Here is a 17989-nt window from a genome sequence, read left to right as displayed (position 1 = left end):
CGCACGTCCATCCGACCACCCATGGAGGTAAGTTCGTTGCTTTCTGTCGAAGAGCAGCTCAAGGTCATCACGTCCGGAACCATGCAGATCGTCCCCCTGGACGAGCTCAAGGTGAAGCTCGAGAAGGGCACGCCCCTCAACATCAAGCTGGGCGTCGACCCCACCAGCCCCGACCTTCACCTGGGGCATGCCGTCCCCCTGCGCAAGATGCGCCAGTTCCAGGACCTCGGCCACAAGGTCACCCTCATCATCGGCAACGGCACGGCGCTCATCGGCGACCCCTCGGGCCGCGACAGCACCAGGCCGCCCCTCACCGAGGAGCAGGTCGAGGCAAACGCCAGGACCTACGTCGAGCAGGCAATGAAGATCCTGGACCCCGAGAGGACGACCATCGTCCATAACGGCGACTGGCTCAAGCCCCTCGACCTTGCCCAGATGCTCAAGCTCATGAGCCAGTTCAACGTGGCGCGCATCCTCGAGCGCGAGGACTTCCACAAGCGCTACGCGGGCGGTCAGCCCATCGCCCTGCACGAGTTCATCTACCCCGTGCTCCAGGCGTACGACTCCGTGGTCATCAAGGCCGACCTCGAGATGGGCGGCAACGATCAGATCTTCAACCTCCTCGCCGGCCGCGACCTCATGCGCGCCATGGGCATGGAGCCCCAGGTAGCCCTCACCATGCCCCTGCTCGAGGGCACGGACGGCGTCAAGAAGATGTCCAAGAGCTATCACAACTACGTCGGCCTCACCGACGAGCCCGCAGACATGTTCGGCAAGGTCATGAGCATCACCGACGAGATGGTCCCGCGCTACTACCGCCTGTGCTCCACGCTCACGGTGGACGAGATCGACGCCATCGACGCCTCCTTCGCGGATGGCAGCGCCGATCCCTACCAGCTCAAGCGCGCCCTGGGTCGCAACATCGTTGACCTCTACCACGGCGAGGGCGCGGGAGCGTCCGCCGAGGCCGCCTTCGACGCGCAGTTCAAGAAGAACGAGGCGCCCGAGGATACCCCCGAGTTCCCCCTCTCGCTGGTCCAGCCCAACGACGAGGGCAGGGTCTACCTGGCCAAGTTGCTCGTCGACCTCGGGATCGCCAAGTCTGCGGGAGAGGCGCGTCGCCTCATCGACGGCGGTGGCGTCAAGGTCGCCGGGCAGCCCATTGCCCCCAAGGACTACAACGTGGCCCCCGAGCTCTTCGAGGCGGGCTGCTACGTACAGGCGGGCAAGAAGCGCTGGGCGCGCCTGGTCTAGGAGGCTCGGGACTCGTCCCCTCGAGCACATGATGCGGGCACCTACCATGCATGGTAGGTGCCCGTTGCGTCAGATTGCCTCCATCCGTGCGGTCATGTCGATGGGGGGCGCGTTGAACGGTGCCGTGGTCACGATGCCGTCGACGCCCGTCGCGGCGTAGGACTCGGCGTTCCCCTCGTTCACGCCCCCTGCGGCTATCAGGGTCAGCTGCGGGTCCGCCTCGCGGAGTCGCAGCACCAGGTCCGCCAGCTGGTCGACCGGGATCTTGTCGAGCTGGATGCCGTCGACGAGCCTCCTGCCATCCAAGCCGCGCGCGAGCTCCAGGGCCTCGTCGGGCCCTGCCTCGACGAACAGCTTCTTCTCGACGCAGGAGCCCCTGACCTCCGCGAGCCTTCGTGCCAGGCCGTCCATCCCGTCCAAGAATGCCACGTGCTGAGAGAACACGAGGACCGTCTCGGAGAGGCCCAGGCGATGCGGCCAGGCGCCACCCGCGTGGACTGCGAGGGTGAGGAGGTCCTTGGCGCCCGGCAGGCTCTTCCTCGTCGTGAGGACCTCGCAGGAGGGGTTGGCGCGGTGTGCCGCGTCGACCATCCGCCGGGTCTTCGTCGCCACTCCCGAGAGGTGGTCGAAGAGGTTGAGCGCGACCTTCCAGCCCATGTGCAGCTGGCCCGCCGCGCCCTCGACGACCATGAGGGTGCCGCCGGCCGCGATTCTGCTCCCGTCCGGCTCGAGCGAGACGACGGTGGCGCCCAGGCGTTCCATGACGCGCGCCGCCACGTCCCCGCCCGCCAGCACGCAGTCCTCGCGGGTGAGGTACTCCATGCGCCCCCTCCGCCCTCCGATGCCCAGGAGCTCGCAGGTGAGGTCGAGGTAGGGGATGTCCTCGGATATAAGCTGGTCGATGCGCTGGTCAGGAATGAATGTCATGCGGATCCTTCTTAGGGTTGGATTCCAAGAAAACGTGCCACGTCGTCCTCGTGGGTGGTGCGGAGCAGCAGCGTGGAGTCGACCACGGTCCTGAGCCTGCCGTCGAGGACGATGCCCACGCGCTCCGACATCTCCTGCGCCTCGCTGAAGTCGTGCGTGACGAACAGCAGGGTGCAGCCGAAGTCGCGGACGACGCGCCTCACGGCGTCGCGTATGTCGCCTCGTGTGGTCGGGTCCAGCGCGCTGAACGGCTCGTCCAGGACGAGCATCCCCGGACGCGTCGCCAGAGCCCGGGCGAGGGCGACGCGCTGCGCCTCGCCTCCGCTGAGCAGGTTGGGATGCGCGTCGGCAAGGTGGCCGACCCCCAGGAGTTCGAGGAGCTCCTGGGCGTGCCACCGCGCCTCGTGTGTCCCGGCACCCATCCTCTGCGGGCCATAGGCGACGTTGTCCACCACGCTGAGGTGGGGGAACAGCAGGCAGTCCTGGTACAGCAGCCCGATGCGACGGTCCCTGGGATCGAGCTCGCGGACGTTCGTCCCGTCGAGCTCGATGCTTCCCTCGCTGACCTCGCACGCGCCGGCTATGCTCTCCATGAGGACCGTCTTGCCTGACCCCGTCCGTCCGAGCACGGCGAAGGACTCGCCGGGGGAGATGCTCAGCCGCGGCACCCTCAGGACGAACTGCCCCCTACGCACGACGAGCCCCCTGATCTCGATTCCGATGCCCATCAGACCTCACGAGCTCCTTCTGCGCGCGAGACGGGGTGCCCGCCCAGGACGTTCGCCGCCGTCAGGGCGGCCGCAGAGACGAGGAGCATGATCATCGCGGTCGCCATCGCCGTGTCCGTGTCTCCCGTGGAGATGCTCAGGAAGATGCTCCCGGGCAGCGTCTCGGTCCGCATGCGCGTCACGCCGACCAGCATGAGCGTGGCGCCGAACTCACCCATTCCCCTCGCCCAGGTGAGGACGAGTGCCGAGACGAGCTGGTTTCGGCACAGGGGCAGCGTGATGGTCCTGAACACGTCCCACGAGCCCGCGCCCAGCGTCCTCGCCACGAACTCCATGCGTCGGTCGACCCCGTACAGGGCGGTTCTCGACATGCGGAGGGCGAAGGGCACGTTGACGGCCATCTGGGCGAGGACGATGCCCGCGGGCTGGAAGACCACCGAGACGCCATGGTCTCGCAGGGCCACCCCGAAGGGGGAGGAGAAGATTACCAGGAGGGCGAAGCCCAGGACGATGTAGGGCAGCGACAGCGTGAGCTCCACGAGGGTCTCGAGCGCGCGTCGGCAGGGGAGACCTCCCCTCGTCATCGCCCAGGCGCACGGGAGGGCGAGCGCCATGCACAGGGCGGTCGAGAGGGAAGACGTCATCACGCTCATGCGGAGAGAAAACATGACCTCTTCGGACGAGAGGGCAAGGCCCAGATGGGCGATTCCGTTCGCCGCGATCGCGAGGATGGTGGTGCCCATGAAGAGGACGAGCACCGCGCTCGTCGCGACGCACAGGACCGGGAACAGCTCTCTCCTCCGAGTGGTCGCCAGGTGAGAACGATGCATCCCTAGACCGTCTCGTAGCCGTGGGACTCCCAGATCTTCCGAGCTTCGTCGCTGGTCAGGAACCCGACGAACTCCGAGAGTGCCTCGCTGTCGGACGCGCCTGACAGCTCCGCCGCGGGGACGGTCTTGGCGAAGGGCTCCATGTCGGACTCCGCCACGATGGAGACCCCCTCCCCGACGTTCTCCTTCCATACGATGCCGGCGTCCCCCTGCCCGTTCGCGAGCGCGGCGGAGATCTGCGGGGCGGTGGTCGTGGTCGAGACCCTTCCTTGCACCTCGTCCCAGATGCCGGCCTTCGTCATCGCCGCCCGAGCGACCTTTCCGATGGGGGTCGACTCGGGGTCGCCTATGAGTATGGCGTCGGCGTTCGCGAGGTCGACAATGGACTGGATGTTCCTGGGGTTCGAGCTCGGAACGGCGAGGACGGGGATGTGCCGCACGAGGTCCGTGCTGGCGGCCAGGGCGTCCCCCAGCCTCTCCGTCTCCTCGACGGAGCCGGCTATCCACAGGTCGCCCGTGCCGGACTCGCGTATCTGCGTGGCGATCTGTGCCGCATTGGCGTAGGTGACGTTCATGGTGCAGCCGGTCTCGTCCTGGAACCTCTGGGCTATCTCCTTGAACGGTTCGGCCATGCCGGCGCCGCAGTACACGTTCAGGGACTTGCCGGAGAGGGGAGCGGATGAGGCGACGTCCTTGCCCCCATTCGTCCCACCGTCGTCCGCCCCGTTCCCGGAGCAGCCGGGGAGTGCCCAGACGGAGAGCAGCGATGCGGCCGCCCCGAGCCGTAGCAGTTCGCGTCGGGTGATTGCTGGGTGGGTAAGCTCGTGCCTGAACATGGGTCTCTCCAATCCTTTGGTGGCTGCGCCCGGCCATAGGGTGGTGACTGCCCGCGGTCCCCCAAGGCTCCCGCCGCGCCCGACCTGCCGCCGGTCCTCTCCACCCGTTATAACTTATCGTGGATATCGATATTGCGAGCTAATCGCATTCCATAAATATAATAAATTCTTATATTTAATTATGTACAAAATATATCGACTGGCGATGCATGGTGGCATGGCGGGCCAGGCGACCTGGACGCATGGGCCTGGATCGTGCCCCCCGGCCCACCATCACGCCATCGGGGCACGTCCCCCGCCTCGTCCCGCACGTACGCGTAAGCAGCGTCGCGTGCGTGGCCTCTGCCTGTGTTCGCTTCTTTCTGGCGCCGTCCAGCGCCCCCCTGGGGTAGAGTCTCTCCCGTCTTTGGAGGGGACGTCGACGAGGATGGGCATGGGGACGTTCGGATCGGGGAAGGCTGCGCCGGCGGAGGCGCAGGCCAGCAGAGCCTGTGAGTCGATCGAGGGTGTGGCGGCGGGTCGCCCCCACATTCCCGCTGTGCCGCACAGCTTTCGCGAGAGGCACGGCGTGCCCGAGCTTCTTGCGCCCGCAGGCGGTCCCGAGCAGTTCAACGCCGCGTTGGCAGCCGGTGCCGACGCCATCTACTGCGCCCTGGGCAGCGACTTCAACGCCCGCCGTGGCGCCCATAACTTCAACTACGAGACCTTCGGGCGCGCCTGCCGCGACGCGCATCTGGTCGGCTGCCGCGTGTACGTGACGGTCAACGTCGTCATCCGCACCGACGAGATGCCTCGCGCGCTTGCCCTGGTGAGAAAGGCCTGGCTCCTGGGCGCCGACGCCTTCATCATCCAGGACTGGGGCCTGCTCATGGAGGTTCGCCGCCGCTTCCCGCAGATGGAGTGCCACGTCTCGACTCAGGCCAACGTCCATGACGCCCGCGGCGTCGCCTGGTGCCGCGACCTTGGGGTGGGCCGCGTCACCCTCTCGAGGGAGCTCTCGGTTGACGAGATAGCCACGATCGCCCGCGAGGGCGTGGAGCTCGAGGGCTTCGGCCACGGTGCGCTCTGTTTCTGCTACTCGGGCGTCTGCATGATGAGCTCGCTCAAGGGGAACCGCTCGGCCAACCGTGGCCTCTGCGCCCAGCCCTGCCGCCTCCCCTACGAGCTCCTGGACGGGCGGGGGAGGGTCGTCTCCGCCGAGGGCCGTGGTCGCCCGCTCTGTCCCAAGGACTACTGCACGGTCGACGACCTCGCGCGCCTTAACGACGCCGGGCTGGGCTCTCTTAAGGTCGAGGGCCGCATGAAGGCCCCCGACTATGTGCACTCGGTCGTCTCGTCCTATCGCCTCGCCCTCGACGAGCTCGCGGCCGGGCGCACGTCGACCCCGTCCGAGAGCGACCTGATCCACGACCGGCTCCGCCGCGCCTTCAACCGCGACTTCACCGACAGCTACCTGGACCACCGCTCGGACGACGACATGATGAGCTACGAGCGCTCGAACAACCGGGGCGAGCTCGTGGGAAGCGTCGTGGGCAGCCGTGACCTGGGCGGCGGAAAGGTGAGGCGCGGGGGGTCCAACGGCGGTCGCGAGCGCCTCCGCAGCAAGACCTTCGCCGAGATCGACGTCCTGCTCGACCGCCCGGTCGGTGCAGGCGACCTTCTGGAGCNTCCGCCGTCGGCCGCGTCGCCGCCGCGCTCAAGGCCGCCCAGGCGGGCCGATCTCCCCTCCGTCGCCTCGCAAACCACGACTCAGGTCACCTCTTCGAGGCGATCGACTGACGGCGATGGTCACTTCTGGGTTTTGTGGGGCGTCCTCGGAGTCTTGCGGCGAGGTTTGGGTAGACTCAGCAACGTAAATGGAATCGATGTGGTGGGAATTGCCGCACGAGGAGAGGAAGAGCATGGCAGACGAGCAGAGGACCCCGGTCAACCGCGAGCTCCTGGACGCGACCCTGGGCGTCATCCGCCAGAGCCTCCAGGCCGATGGGGGCGACGTGGTGCTGGTCAACGTCAACGACGAGGGCGTCGTGACCCTCGAGATGCAGGGCGCCTGCGCGGGCTGCCCGCTCTCGAGCTACGACATGAGCGAGGGCATCGAGCGCATCCTCAAGGAGCACGTGCCCGGCGTCACCAAGGTCGAGCCCGCCATGGCGTGGTAGCACCTGTAGGAGCGTTCGACGCTGCGGTCCCGGGAGGGGCCGCAGCCATTTTTTGCCCCGTGGGCAGGCGAGAGGAGCCTTCATGTGGCTTGATGCCATCTACCAGGGACTGAACCCCATCGCGTTCACGCTGGGCCCGCTCTCGGTCCGCTGGTACGGGCTGGCCTACTTCGCGGGCTTCGTCTGCGCTGGCGTCGCCATCTGGAAGGTTTCTAGACGCTGGGGCATAGAGCTCAGCCTGGACGACCTGACGGAGGTCATGGTGGGCATCGCCCTCGGGGTCATCCTGGGCGGTCGCCTCGGCTACGTGCTCTTCTACGGGGACGGCTTCTACCTGGCCAACCCGCTCAAGATCCTTGCCCTCTCCGAGGGCGGGATGAGCTTCCACGGGGGGCTCGTCGGCGCGGTGCTGGGAGGCTCGCTAGCCTGTCGCAGGCTGCACCTCTCCATCCCTACGGTCGCGGACCTCGCGGTCATCGGCGCACCCCTGGGGCTCTTCTTCGGCCGTTGCGCCAACTTCGTGAACGGCGAGCTCTGGGGCAAGGAGACGAGCCTGCCCTGGGGCGTCATGTTCTGGAACAACGGCGGTGGCCACGTGTACCGCCACCCCTCCCAGCTCTACGAGGCCCTGCTCGAGGGCGTCGTGATGTTCTGCGTCCTCTATGTGCTCTCGCGTCGCAGCCCGGTACGTCCCCAGGGGACCTTCCTGGGAACCTTCCTCGCGCTCTATGGCTGCTTCCGCTTCCTCGTGGAGTTCGTGCGCCTTCCCGACGCCCAGCTGGGCTACCTCCTGGGGACGGGTTGGCTCACCATGGGTCAGTGCCTCTCGCTTCCCCTGGTCGTGCTGGGGGTGGGGGTCCTCGTCTGGTCGCGCAGGGCGGCACGCCCGCAGCGGGGCAGGTCGTAGGGTCTGCCGAGGCCCCTTGCCCGGCCTCGGGACGGCATCCCAGCTGCTAGAATGATGCCCAACTGAAAAGACACCGAGGGCACGGTCCTACAGCTGCAAAGCCTAGGAAAAAGGATTCCGGTTCGACTCCGGACCAGCGGGAACTGTGTTCCAGGGAGAGGCGCGCCATGCGTGCGCGCCGTCTGGCGGGCGCGTGCGGCGCCTCCATCCTGCCTGCCCTCTTCGTGCCCCTGCGGGCGAGAGGAGCGGGAATGCGTTTTCCCACACCGGTCAAGCTGGCCCAAGGCGGCCTTGCGGTCGTGCTCTCTCTCGGCCTGGCGCTGGGCGGCGTTCCCGCCCGGGCCTGGGCCGAGGTGGCATCCGATGGGGGAGGGGCGGACGCTGCCGAGGCCGTGGCCCAGCCAGGCCTCGAGTCGGATGGCGCCCCAACGTCAGAGCCATCGGACAAGGGCGGCGCCCAGGCCCAGGAGCATCTGGACCAGTTCCTGAGGGACACCCGAATCATCTCCGGCGGGGGCGACGCCGTCCAGAAGTCTGCCGACGGACTGAGCTACGACATCGGCCACAAGACGAAGAGAAGCCCGATCACCTCCCTCAACTTCCGGACCCTGGTCAACGACAAGTCGTATTCCTATGCGCTGACCGTCGAGTCGAACGACTACGTGAGCCCGTCCGGGGACATCGCGAGCGGCAGGTTCGTCATCGACGCCCGCCCCGATGGCTCCGCCGCGAGCGTGCCCCTTACCATCCGTGCCTTTGCCCCGGGAACGGACGCCACCGCCATGGGGGACGGCAGCGTCGAGGAGCTTGCGCGTGCCACGGTCACCCTCGTGCTCGAGCCCGCGCCGGCCGTCTTCGAGGTGGGCTTTGCCCCCACCGACGCGAAGACCGGCAAGGCAATCGAGTTCGCGAGGGTCAGGGTCAACGAAGGCGAGTCGTGGGGCGACGAGGTCCGCCCCAACGCGAGGGGGCTCTTCGAGCTCGACTCCTCCAAGGCCTACTACGTGAGGGTTGTGGCCGACGGCTACGAGGAATACGCCAATCCCAAGTTCACGCCCGCACAGGCCGGCTCCGAAGGCGTGGAGCTCGCCCCTCTCACCTTCGTTGACCTGCGCTTCAGGGCAGTGGACGCCCAGGGCGCCCCAATCGACGGGGCGAGCCTCTCCGTGAGGGCGGGCGGTTACTCCGGCAAGGCGGTCGACCTGCGGCCCGACGGCAGCTATCGCGTCGCGGTCGGGCAGAAGCTCCAGGTCAGCGCGTCAGCCGACCACTATAGCCAGGCATCGAGGGACCTCGTCGCCACCGAGGGCATGGCGGGCACCCAGGACGTCCAGCTGAGGCTCAAAGAGGTCGTGGTGCGCTTCGAGGGGCTCAAGCCGGACGGCAGCGTCGACGCCGGCGCGAAGGTCACCGTGACCCATGTCGAGGAGGACCCCTACGGAGAGGACGAGGACGAGACGGTGACCGACCGGCCGGGAGCCGACGGCCGCTACGCGCTTGCGCTCTCGGACGGCCCCTACGCCGTCACCATCACGGGCTCCGACGGCTACAAAGCGCGCACGACCTACGAGCCGGACGGCAGCAAGGCCGAGGACCTCGTCCGCCTCAAGCTCTATGACGACCCCAACCAGGCCAGGGTGGACGCCCTGGCGAGGGCCCTGGATGACGCGCTTGGCGCACTCAGGCCGTGCTACCGCAAGGACAAGAACGCCAACGAGCTCGTGCGCAGCCTGCTCGAGGGTAAGCTGGGCAAGCCCGCCCTCGAGGGAGTCACGATCTCCATTGCCACCAGCGAGGACGTCCAGCGCATCGCCCTGGACGGCACGATCGCCTACAGGAGGGACCCCCTCGACGGCAGCTACAAGATCCCCAACGTAAGCTGCAGCTTCTCCTTCTCCGCGGGCGACTGCGTGGCAACCTCCAAGCAGAAGAACGTCACCATCGGCTGGGACCAGTCCTACTTCCTCGGGCAGATGCAGACCGAGGCGCAGGAGCTGCCGGAAGAGTCCATCCTCGGGAGCAACGCCTCCCTTGCGTCCGTCAGCTCGGACCTCGTCCTTCCGACGAGCCTGCGCGCGGACCAGCGAAAGGCCTACTCCTCCATCAGCTGGGCAAGCTCCGACGAGGCGACGGTCGACACGGCGGGCAAGGTGACCCGCGGTGCCGTGGACAAGAGGGTCACGCTCACGGCGACGCTCGTCCCCAACGACTCAAACCTCAACGCCAACGTCGAGAGGGCGGCGGACTTCGGCAGCGTGACCAAGGTCTTTGAGGTCACGGTCAAGGCCGATCCCGAGAAGGTCGCCTCTGAGTCCGCGCGCCTGCAGTCGGCACTTGACGACAGGTTCGTCTACCCGAACCTGAGCTACTCGAGCGGTGGCCCCATCCCGGCGAATGGGGAGGGCATAGACGCCGACCTGCAGCTTCCCACGACGCGCACCCTGGGCGTGGACGGCAAGCTGGATCGCGTGAGCTACTCCAGCTCCACTGACGCGATCAAGGTGAACGGCTATGCCGCCCGGGTCGTGCGCCCGCTTCCCGGGGAGCAGGAGGGCGAGGCCGAGCTCACCTGCACCATCCAGAGCAGGGAGAATCCCGAGGTGAGGGCCAGCAAGACCCTGCGACTTTCCGTCAAGCCGCTGGACTCCCAAGAGGTCGGCGCCGCCCTCGACCTGATGGCAAGGGCCAAGGCGGGTTACGCGGCCGCCCTCGCGGCCGGGCAGTCGCCGCTCGGCATATCCAAGAACCTCTCCACCTTCCAGAAGGCGTACCTGGACGACTCGGGCGAGCTGCGCTGGGCGCGCAACGTCTCCGAGTCGTCGGCGCACGCGGGCGTCGTTCCCGAGCAGTTCCCCGAGTACGACAGCATGGGCAGCTACGACCAGGCGCGCACCTTCCGCTCGAGCAACACCAAGCTCGTGCTCAACGAGACGCTGCAGCTCGCCTGGAACGCCGACAACAGCACCATGCTCAGCCTATTCAGCCCCCAGCCCACCTACAACCAGGAGGTCACCGTCAGCTCCGTGCTGACGGACGAGCGCTACTCCGAGCTTGCGAGGCTCCGTGGGGACGACCCCGTCTGGGGAGAGAGGCTCCGCTCCCTCGTCTCGCAGCCGGTCTCCGCGCAGCTGAGGGTGCTGGGCACGACCGGCGTCGACGCACCCAGGCCACAGGTCGAGGTCAAGGCATCCGTCATAGGAAGGGATGCCTTCGGAAGCCCCGAGGTCTGGGCGCGTGAGGCCAGCTACGCGCTGGACGAGGGCTCGACTGCAGATGTGCTCACCGAGAGGATGCTCCAGGGGACGGGGCTCGCCCACGAGTCCCAGAACGGCCAGTACGGCTACTACCTCTCGACCATCAGCTCGCCTGACGGGAGCCGCAGGCTCAGCTACGACCAGGCCTCCGGCAGGTATTGGCAGCTCTTCGTGAACGGCGTCGCCGCCGACGAGGGGGCGGGCGGAATCACGTTGAAGAAGGGTGATTCCATCGTCTGGTGCTACTCGGCCTACGGTGACAAGCTGCCCGAGGACGACAAGAGGATGGTCACGGCCAAGGTCCGGGTCGTGGGGCCTGGCGCGGGGGGCGCAGACGTCAGTTGGGTCTCTTCCCGCGAGCTGGCTGTGCCCGAGGGAACCACGGCGGCTCAGCTCTCCAAGCAGGTGCTGAACGACGCCGGCTTCGACGTGGACGATGGCATCTACACCATCTCCGCCCGCTCGGGGCAGACGCTTCCCAACGGGACATCGCAGCTTGGAGCAGTCCAGGGACAGGACGGCGGCTGGAGCTGGTGGCAGTTCTTTGTCAACGGCGAGATGTCGAAGGAATACGCGTCCAACTACGTCCTGGGCCCAGGAGACGAGATCGTCTGGGCGTACGGAACGGAGAAGAGGGAGTACCCAAAGAACGACGTCACCGTCGATCCTGGCCTCAGCCTCCCGGACTGGCCATCCGAATGGCCGGGCTTCAGGGGCGAGGGCGAAAAGGGGTCCACTTCCGCGGCAACCCCCGTCGAAGGCGGCGAGGCGCAGTGGACCTTTGCTCCGAGTGCGGGCGAGGGGGCGCCAAGCGATCCCGTCCTTGCGGGCGGTAGGGTCTTCGTCGCGAGGGGAGACGTCCTCTATGCGCTTGATGCCACCACGGGGAAGGAGCTTGGCAGTGCCCAACTCCTCACCTCGGTCGACTCCACGGCACGCCTGGTGTACGACGGCGGTCTCGTAGTCGTTCCTCTGCACGGTGGGCGCCTTCAGGCCGTCGCGGCAGACAGCCTGAAGACCAAGTGGGCGATAAAGGACGCCCTCCCCGAGTCCAACGGCCTGCCCCAGCAGTCGCTGAGCACCCTGACGGTGCAGGGCGGCTACCTGTACTACGGCACTGCCGCAGCGGACGCCGGTGGCGGTTCGCAGGGCGGCTACTTCCTCTGCGTGAGCCTGCGGGACGGTAGCATTCGCTGGAGGAGGGAGAACTCCCAGACGGGCTTCTACTGGTCGGGCGTCACGCTCGTCGGAGGTCGTGCCATAGTCGCGGATGACTCCGGTGCCGTTCGCGTCCTCGACGCATCGGACGGCAGGGAGCTGGGGACCCTCGACCTGGGGGAGTCATCTCGCGCCGGCGTCGTTGCTTCCCCCGACGGCAAGGTCATCTTCGTGGTCACCAGGGACGGAGTGCTTCACCGCCTCGCCCTGGGTGCAAGCGGCGAACTTCGCGAGGAGGACCGGGTCAGGTTCAGCGACTACAGCACCTCGACGCCCACGCTCGTGGGCGGGAGGCTCTACGTGGGTGGCAGGAGGCTCCTGAACGGAAGGTATGCGGGGGGCATCTACGAGATAGATGCCTCGTCGATGAGGGTCGTCTCCAAGGCCGAGGTCCTGAAGTCTGGTGCGGCGCTTCCCGGAGAGGTCAAGTCCAGCCCTCTGGTCCGCACGGGCGAGGACGGGACCTACGTCTACTTCACTTGCAACGCGCGACCGGGAGGCGTCTACCTCTTCAGGGCCGGTGACTCCGGGGCGACGCTCCTGTACCAGCCCGAGGCTGGCCAGCGGCAGTTCGGCATCACCTCGGTGGTCGCGGGCGCCGACGGCAGCCTCTACTACGGAAACGACTCGGGAGCCCTCTTCAAGCTCGTGCCCGGTTCCCAGCCCGAGCAGCCGGACCCCAAGGGCGCGCAATCGGACCCGAAGGACGGACAGTCCCAGGGCGTCGGCCAGTCCAAGGGCGCGGGCACGCCAGGCGGCGGACGAAGTGCTGGCGGCAAGGGGACCCCGACGCCGGGCGTCGGCTCCAGGCAGAGCTCCAACGCCAGTGCGCCTGGCAGCCAAGCCACGAAGTCATCGGCTCCAGGCACAGGGTCCACATCCGCCTCGAACACCGGGGAAGGCTCACCGTCAGATCACGCCGATGCGGAGGCAGAGGTCGGACAGGCNCGGGGACCGCCTCCGCGAGGTCTGGGGAGGCCGGCTTCCCAGCCTGGCGCTCGTCGTCTCGATGGTGTTCCAGCTGCTCCCCCGACTGCTGCGCCGTGCGGAGCTGACTGAGGGGGTGCTCGCCTCCTGCACCGCCGCGGAAGGGGAGGGGGCCAGCGCGGGCGACGCGACTGGCCACGGGGGTGGGGAGCGCTTCGGCACGACTCGATGGAACCTGCCCGTCCGGCGTAGAATCCGCTCCCTGGGAATCGTCCTGAGCTGGGCGCTCGAGGACTCCCTCGAGCGTGCCGATTCGATGCGTGCGCGGGGCTGGGCCGCGTCGCCCCGCCGCAGCCACTACCGGCGCATCATCCTGCGTCCCTCGGACGTGGCTGCGATCACGGCACTCGTGCTGCTGGGGCTGCTCAACGCCCCTCTTGCCTCCGTCGCCCTCGCGCAGTGGAGGTTCTATCCCCAGATGCCCACCCTCGTGGCATGGTGGGGCTACCTGCCCTTTGCGCTGCAGGTCCTGGTCCCCAGCCTCGCGCTGCTTGCTGAGCGACTTTCCTGGAGGGGGCGCTGATGCCTACGGCCCTTCGCATGAGTCACGTCCGCTTCGCCTACCCCGACCCGCCTGACGCGCGCGATGGGTCGGCCCCCGTCCTCGAGGACGTCTCCCTCGAGCTCGAGGAAGGGGACTTCGCCGTGCTCGTGGGCGCCACGGGAAGTGGCAAGACCACCCTGCTGAGGCTCGCCAAGCCCCAGATCTCGCCCACGGGACGGCTCGCGGGCGAGCTCGAGGTCGCGGGAAGGCCCGTCGGCCTGCTCGCCGAGGACCCCGCCCTCAGTGCGGCCCTCGTGGGATACGTGTTCCAGGACCCCCAGGCGCAGCTCGTCTGCGACGGCGTCATGCAGGAGCTGTCCTTCGGGCTCGAGAACCTGGCCGTCCCCCAGGAGGAGCTGCGACGCCGCATAGCCGAGACGAGCTACTTCCTGGGCATGGGCCCCTGGCTCCACGCGCGGTGCGCGGAGCTCTCGGGGGGGCAGCTCCAGGTGCTCGCCCTCGCGTCCGTCCTGGCGATGCGGCCCCGGCTCCTTCTGCTGGACGAGCCGACGGCGATGCTCGACCCCGTGAGCGGGGGGGAGTTCGTCTCGCTGCTCAGGAAGGCGAACCGCGAGCTGGGCATCACGGTCCTGGTGGCGACGCACGCCCCGAGGACCTTCGCGGACTCTGCCACCAGGGCGCTCTCGCTGGAGGGGGGACGCGTGAGNCCGAAGGACGGACAGTCCCAGGGCGTCGGCCAGTCCAAGGGCGCGGGCACGCCAGGCGGCGGACGAAGTGCTGGCGGCAAGGGGACCCCGACGCCGGGCGTCGGCTCCAGGCAGAGCTCCAACGCCAGTGCGCCTGGCAGCCAAGCCACGAAGTCATCGGCTCCAGGCACAGGGTCCACATCCGCCTCGAACACCGGGGAAGGCTCACCGTCAGATCACGCCGATGCGGAGGCAGAGGTCGGACAGGCAGCCATGCGTCGCCCGCCCGCCTGGCCCGTCGTGGGCATGGTAGGCGGTGCGGTAGTCCTGCTCCTCTGCCTCGCTTGGCGCAGGCGTGAGGTAGGGGAGGAATAGGCATGGGCGCCCGTAACCAGAGGATCGCGCGTGCGGTCCTGTCGGTCCTGGCAGTCCTCGTCATCGCCTTCTGCGCATGGTCGATGTCCCAGTACGCCAGGGGAGAGGATCCGCTCGCATCGCTGCCGGGCGCCCCTTCCCTCTCGCTCTCTTCCACGCGGGAGGCGTCTGACGCCGCTTCCGATGGCAAGGGGTCAGAGACAAGCTCTGGGGGCGATTCGAAGGAGGGTTCCACCACCCCGTCGAAGGAGCAGTCCTCCTCCGGTTCCGCAGACGAGAAGGCCGGCGATTCCGAGGACACCAGGCCCTCCGATGCGAGGAACGAGGCGTCGGGTGGGTCCGGAGGCCAGGGCTATGTATCGGGGGGAGGAGACCTCGCCTCGAGTGCAGGCGTCTCGGAATCGTCTGACGGCTCAGCCGATTCCGACGACGGGCTCATCTCCGTCACGGTCTTGGTCAACGGGAGCTCCTCGACGGCGCACGTGAGCGAGGGCTCCACAACCTATGACGCTCTCTGCTCCGTGGCGTCGGTCCAGTCCGGGCCGAATCCCTATGGCTCGGGCAGCTGGGTCTACGTTATCAACGGCGTGGGGAGCACGGACATGTCCGGTGGACACGGCTGGGTCTACTCGGTCGATGGCGTGAGCCCCAGCGTCATGAGTGACGAGTATGGCGTGTCAGACGGCTCCGTCGTGAGCTGGAGCTACGTCTAGACCATGCACGTCCATGGCACATACGAGCTCTTCTCTGACCGCCACCCACTGGTCCCCCTTGTCTGCCTCGTGCCGACGCTGCTCATGGCCATGCTCGTGCTCCAGCCGGTCTACGTGGGCATCTCCTTGGGCGGGGGCCTGCTTCTGGCATCCCTCGTCCTTGGCCCCTCGGCCATCCTGGCCCGCTTGCGCTGGCAGCTGCCGTTCCTCGCCCTCATCGTGCTCCTCAACCCGATCTTCGTCCGGACGGGGTCGACCGTCCTGCTCGAGCTGGGGCCTCTCTCGCCCACGCTCGAGTCCCTCTCGTATGGCCTCTGCATGGGCGGGATGCTCCTCTCGACCCTCCTGTGGTTCGAGTGCTGCGCGCGCATCGTGGACGGGGACCGCCTCCGCGAGGTCTGGGGAGGCCGGCTTCCCAGCCTGGCGCTCGTCGTCTCGATGGTGTTCCAGCTGCTCCCCCGACTGCTGCGCCGTGCGGAGCTGACTGAGGGGGTGCTCGCCTCCTGCACCGCCGCGGAAGGGGAGGGGGCCAGCGCGGGCGACGCGACTGGCCACGGGGGTGGGGAGCGCTTCGGCACGACTCGATGGAACCTGCCCGTCCGGCGTAGAATCCGCTCCCTGGGAATCGTCCTGAGCTGGGCGCTCGAGGACTCCCTCGAGCGTGCCGATTCGATGCGTGCGCGGGGCTGGGCCGCGTCGCCCCGCCGCAGCCACTACCGGCGCATCATCCTGCGTCCCTCGGACGTGGCTGCGATCACGGCACTCGTGCTGCTGGGGCTGCTCAACGCCCCTCTTGCCTCCGTCGCCCTCGCGCAGTGGAGGTTCTATCCCCAGATGCCCACCCTCGTGGCATGGTGGGGCTACCTGCCCTTTGCGCTGCAGGTCCTGGTCCCCAGCCTCGCGCTGCTTGCTGAGCGACTTTCCTGGAGGGGGCGCTGATGCCTACGGCCCTTCGCATGAGTCACGTCCGCTTCGCCTACCCCGACCCGCCTGACGCGCGCGATGGGTCGGCCCCCGTCCTCGAGGACGTCTCCCTCGAGCTCGAGGAAGGGGACTTCGCCGTGCTCGTGGGCGCCACGGGAAGTGGCAAGACCACCCTGCTGAGGCTCGCCAAGCCCCAGATCTCGCCCACGGGACGGCTCGCGGGCGAGCTCGAGGTCGCGGGAAGGCCCGTCGGCCTGCTCGCCGAGGACCCCGCCCTCAGTGCGGCCCTCGTGGGATACGTGTTCCAGGACCCCCAGGCGCAGCTCGTCTGCGACGGCGTCATGCAGGAGCTGTCCTTCGGGCTCGAGAACCTGGCCGTCCCCCAGGAGGAGCTGCGACGCCGCATAGCCGAGACGAGCTACTTCCTGGGCATGGGCCCCTGGCTCCACGCGCGGTGCGCGGAGCTCTCGGGGGGGCAGCTCCAGGTGCTCGCCCTCGCGTCCGTCCTGGCGATGCGGCCCCGGCTCCTTCTGCTGGACGAGCCGACGGCGATGCTCGACCCCGTGAGCGGGGGGGAGTTCGTCTCGCTGCTCAGGAAGGCGAACCGCGAGCTGGGCATCACGGTCCTGGTGGCGACGCACGCCCCGAGGACCTTCGCGGACTCTGCCACCAGGGCGCTCTCGCTGGAGGGGGGACGCGTGAGGGAGCTTCCGCTCGAGGAGCTGGGCAAGCGACGGGAGCTGGGGCTGCTCGACCGGTCGCGCCGACGTGGGCCCAACCCTGCGGAGAGCCGCCTCTCCCTGCGCGACCTGTGGTTCCGCCATGCGCGCGACGCGGACTGGGTCCTGCGCGGGCTCGACCTCTCGCTCGCGCGGGGGGAGTGCCGCGCCCTGGTGGGCGCCAACGGCTGCGGCAAGTCGACGCTTCTCTCGCTCGCCGCCGGCACCCTGCGTCCCCAGAGGGGCAGGGTGCGTAAGGCGCGTGGCGTCACGCAGGCCCTGCTGTCCCAGAGCCCCAAGGCCCTCCTCTCGCTTCCTAGCGTGCGAGAGGAGCTCATGGAGTGGTCCTCCCGATGCGGCTACGCGGGTGGGGACGTCGAGCTCGTACTGTCCGAGCTTGGCCTGGGCACGTCGCTCCTGGAACGGCACCCCTACGACCTCTCGGGTGGCCAGCAACAGCTCGTCGCGCTGGCAAAGCTGCTGCTGACCCGGCCAGACCTCCTGCTTCTGGACGAGCCGAGCAAGGGGTTGGACCTCGCGGCGCGCCGGAGCCTGGGCGGGGCGATCGCTGTCGCGTGCGAGCGCGGGACGACGGTGCTGCTTGCTACCCATGACCTCGGGCTCGTGCGCGAGCTCGCAGACACGGTTAGCCTGCTCTTTGACGGGCAGGTCGCGGTCACCGAGCCCAGCCGGGAGTTCTTCGAGAACTCCCGGCTTTGGCGCTAGGCCTTGTACGGTTCGGCTACGACGCGGGGCTTGGCTTTGGCTCGGCCCTGCCTTGGGCGGTGAGAGCGCGCCGCGTACCGAATGTTGGTGTCAGAGGGCATGCATGCCGCGGGAGGTGCGAAGTGGGTGGTTTTTCTCCCCAAAAACGGGCGAAACCACCCACTTCTCGCGTGCGGCGTCGGATGAACCACCCACATCGGCCCTCTTGCGGCAACGTTACCCGCGGCAGCGTCGTCGGCGG

At 68.2% G+C, this 17989-nt stretch carries 13 protein-coding genes and 1 pseudogene; 10 read left to right on the top strand and 4 right to left on the bottom strand.

The annotated features are described in order from the left end of the window. The first annotated feature begins 36 nt into the window (after nt 1–36). A complete protein-coding gene (gene tyrS / locus BQ7388_RS06085) occupies nt 37–1254 on the top strand; it encodes a tyrosine--tRNA ligase (RefSeq protein ID WP_062531406.1) in 1218 nt (405 codons plus the stop codon). A gap of 69 nt (nt 1255–1323) precedes the next feature. On the opposite strand, the gene modD is transcribed toward tyrS, so the two are convergent. The 4 genes from modD to modA all read right to left on the bottom strand — a co-directional run bounded on the left by modD (nt 1324) and on the right by modA (nt 4575). Beyond that, entirely contained in the window at nt 1324–2181 is an 858-nt protein-coding gene (gene modD, locus BQ7388_RS06080; protein WP_062531405.1) for a ModD protein, read from the bottom strand. A gap of 11 nt (nt 2182–2192) precedes the next feature. Continuing rightward, nucleotides 2193–2909 carry an ABC transporter ATP-binding protein gene (locus BQ7388_RS06075; RefSeq protein ID WP_072500016.1) on the bottom strand — a complete coding sequence of 239 codons (717 nt, stop codon included), beginning with the start codon at nt 2907–2909 and terminating at the stop codon, nt 2193–2195. Continuing rightward, the gene (locus BQ7388_RS06070) at nt 2909–3652 is read right to left on the bottom strand and encodes an ABC transporter permease (protein ID WP_234946878.1); all 744 of its coding nucleotides are present in this window, start codon (nt 3650–3652) and stop codon (nt 2909–2911) included. Before BQ7388_RS06070 ends, BQ7388_RS06075 begins: the two co-directional genes overlap by 1 nt. 89 nt (nt 3653–3741) lie before the next feature. Further along, complete coding sequence (gene modA / locus BQ7388_RS06065; protein WP_072500014.1) at nt 3742–4575, bottom strand: molybdate ABC transporter substrate-binding protein; 834 nt, start codon at nt 4573–4575, stop codon at nt 3742–3744. On the opposite strand from modA, the pseudogene BQ7388_RS06060 reads away from it, so the two are divergent. The 9 genes and pseudogenes from BQ7388_RS06060 to BQ7388_RS06020 form a co-directional block, all read left to right on the top strand. Continuing rightward, nucleotides 4574–6031, top strand: a pseudogene (locus BQ7388_RS06060) (peptidase U32 family protein); the annotation flags it as partial. The gene modA and the pseudogene BQ7388_RS06060 sit on opposite strands and share 2 nt — an antisense overlap. Nucleotides 6032–6476: 445 nt before the next feature. After that, nucleotides 6477–6734 carry a NifU family protein gene (locus tag BQ7388_RS06055; protein WP_062531400.1) on the top strand — a complete coding sequence of 86 codons (258 nt, stop codon included), beginning with the start codon at nt 6477–6479 and terminating at the stop codon, nt 6732–6734. An 82-nt stretch (nt 6735–6816) separates the two neighbouring features. Continuing rightward, nucleotides 6817–7641, top strand: a complete 825-nt coding sequence (lgt, locus tag BQ7388_RS06050) for a prolipoprotein diacylglyceryl transferase (RefSeq protein ID WP_062531399.1) — start codon at nt 6817–6819, stop codon at nt 7639–7641. A gap of 167 nt (nt 7642–7808) precedes the next feature. After that, nucleotides 7809–13172: an outer membrane protein assembly factor BamB family protein gene (locus tag BQ7388_RS06045; protein ID WP_083558290.1), complete on the top strand. Its 5364-nt coding sequence runs from the start codon at nt 7809–7811 to the stop codon at nt 13170–13172. Then, nucleotides 13123–13623, top strand: a complete 501-nt coding sequence (locus BQ7388_RS06040; protein WP_072500012.1) for an energy-coupling factor transporter transmembrane component T family protein — start codon at nt 13123–13125, stop codon at nt 13621–13623. The genes BQ7388_RS06045 and BQ7388_RS06040 overlap by 50 nt, the downstream gene beginning before the upstream one ends. Beyond that, nucleotides 13623–14666, top strand: a complete 1044-nt coding sequence (locus tag BQ7388_RS06035) for an energy-coupling factor ABC transporter ATP-binding protein (protein ID WP_072500011.1) — start codon at nt 13623–13625, stop codon at nt 14664–14666. The genes BQ7388_RS06040 and BQ7388_RS06035 overlap by 1 nt, the downstream gene beginning before the upstream one ends. A 2-nt stretch (nt 14667–14668) precedes the next feature. Next, nucleotides 14669–15379, top strand: a complete 711-nt coding sequence (locus BQ7388_RS06030) for a DUF4430 domain-containing protein (protein ID WP_072500010.1) — start codon at nt 14669–14671, stop codon at nt 15377–15379. Between the two features lie 3 nt (nt 15380–15382). Beyond that, complete coding sequence (locus BQ7388_RS06025; RefSeq protein ID WP_072500009.1) at nt 15383–16318, top strand: energy-coupling factor transporter transmembrane component T family protein; 936 nt, start codon at nt 15383–15385, stop codon at nt 16316–16318. Further along, nucleotides 16318–17748 (top strand): ABC transporter ATP-binding protein, encoded by a 1431-nt coding sequence (locus tag BQ7388_RS06020; RefSeq protein ID WP_072500008.1) that lies wholly within the window; start codon nt 16318–16320, stop codon nt 17746–17748. Before BQ7388_RS06025 ends, BQ7388_RS06020 begins: the two co-directional genes overlap by 1 nt. Nucleotides 17749–17989 lie beyond the last annotated feature (241 nt).

It is taken from the genome of Olsenella phocaeensis (assembly GCF_900120385.1).
Taxonomy (GTDB): Bacteria; Actinomycetota; Coriobacteriia; order Coriobacteriales; family Atopobiaceae; genus Olsenella_I; species Olsenella_I phocaeensis.
Note: the sequence above shows the minus strand (reverse complement) of the source record. Positions and strands in the feature narration are given on the sequence as shown.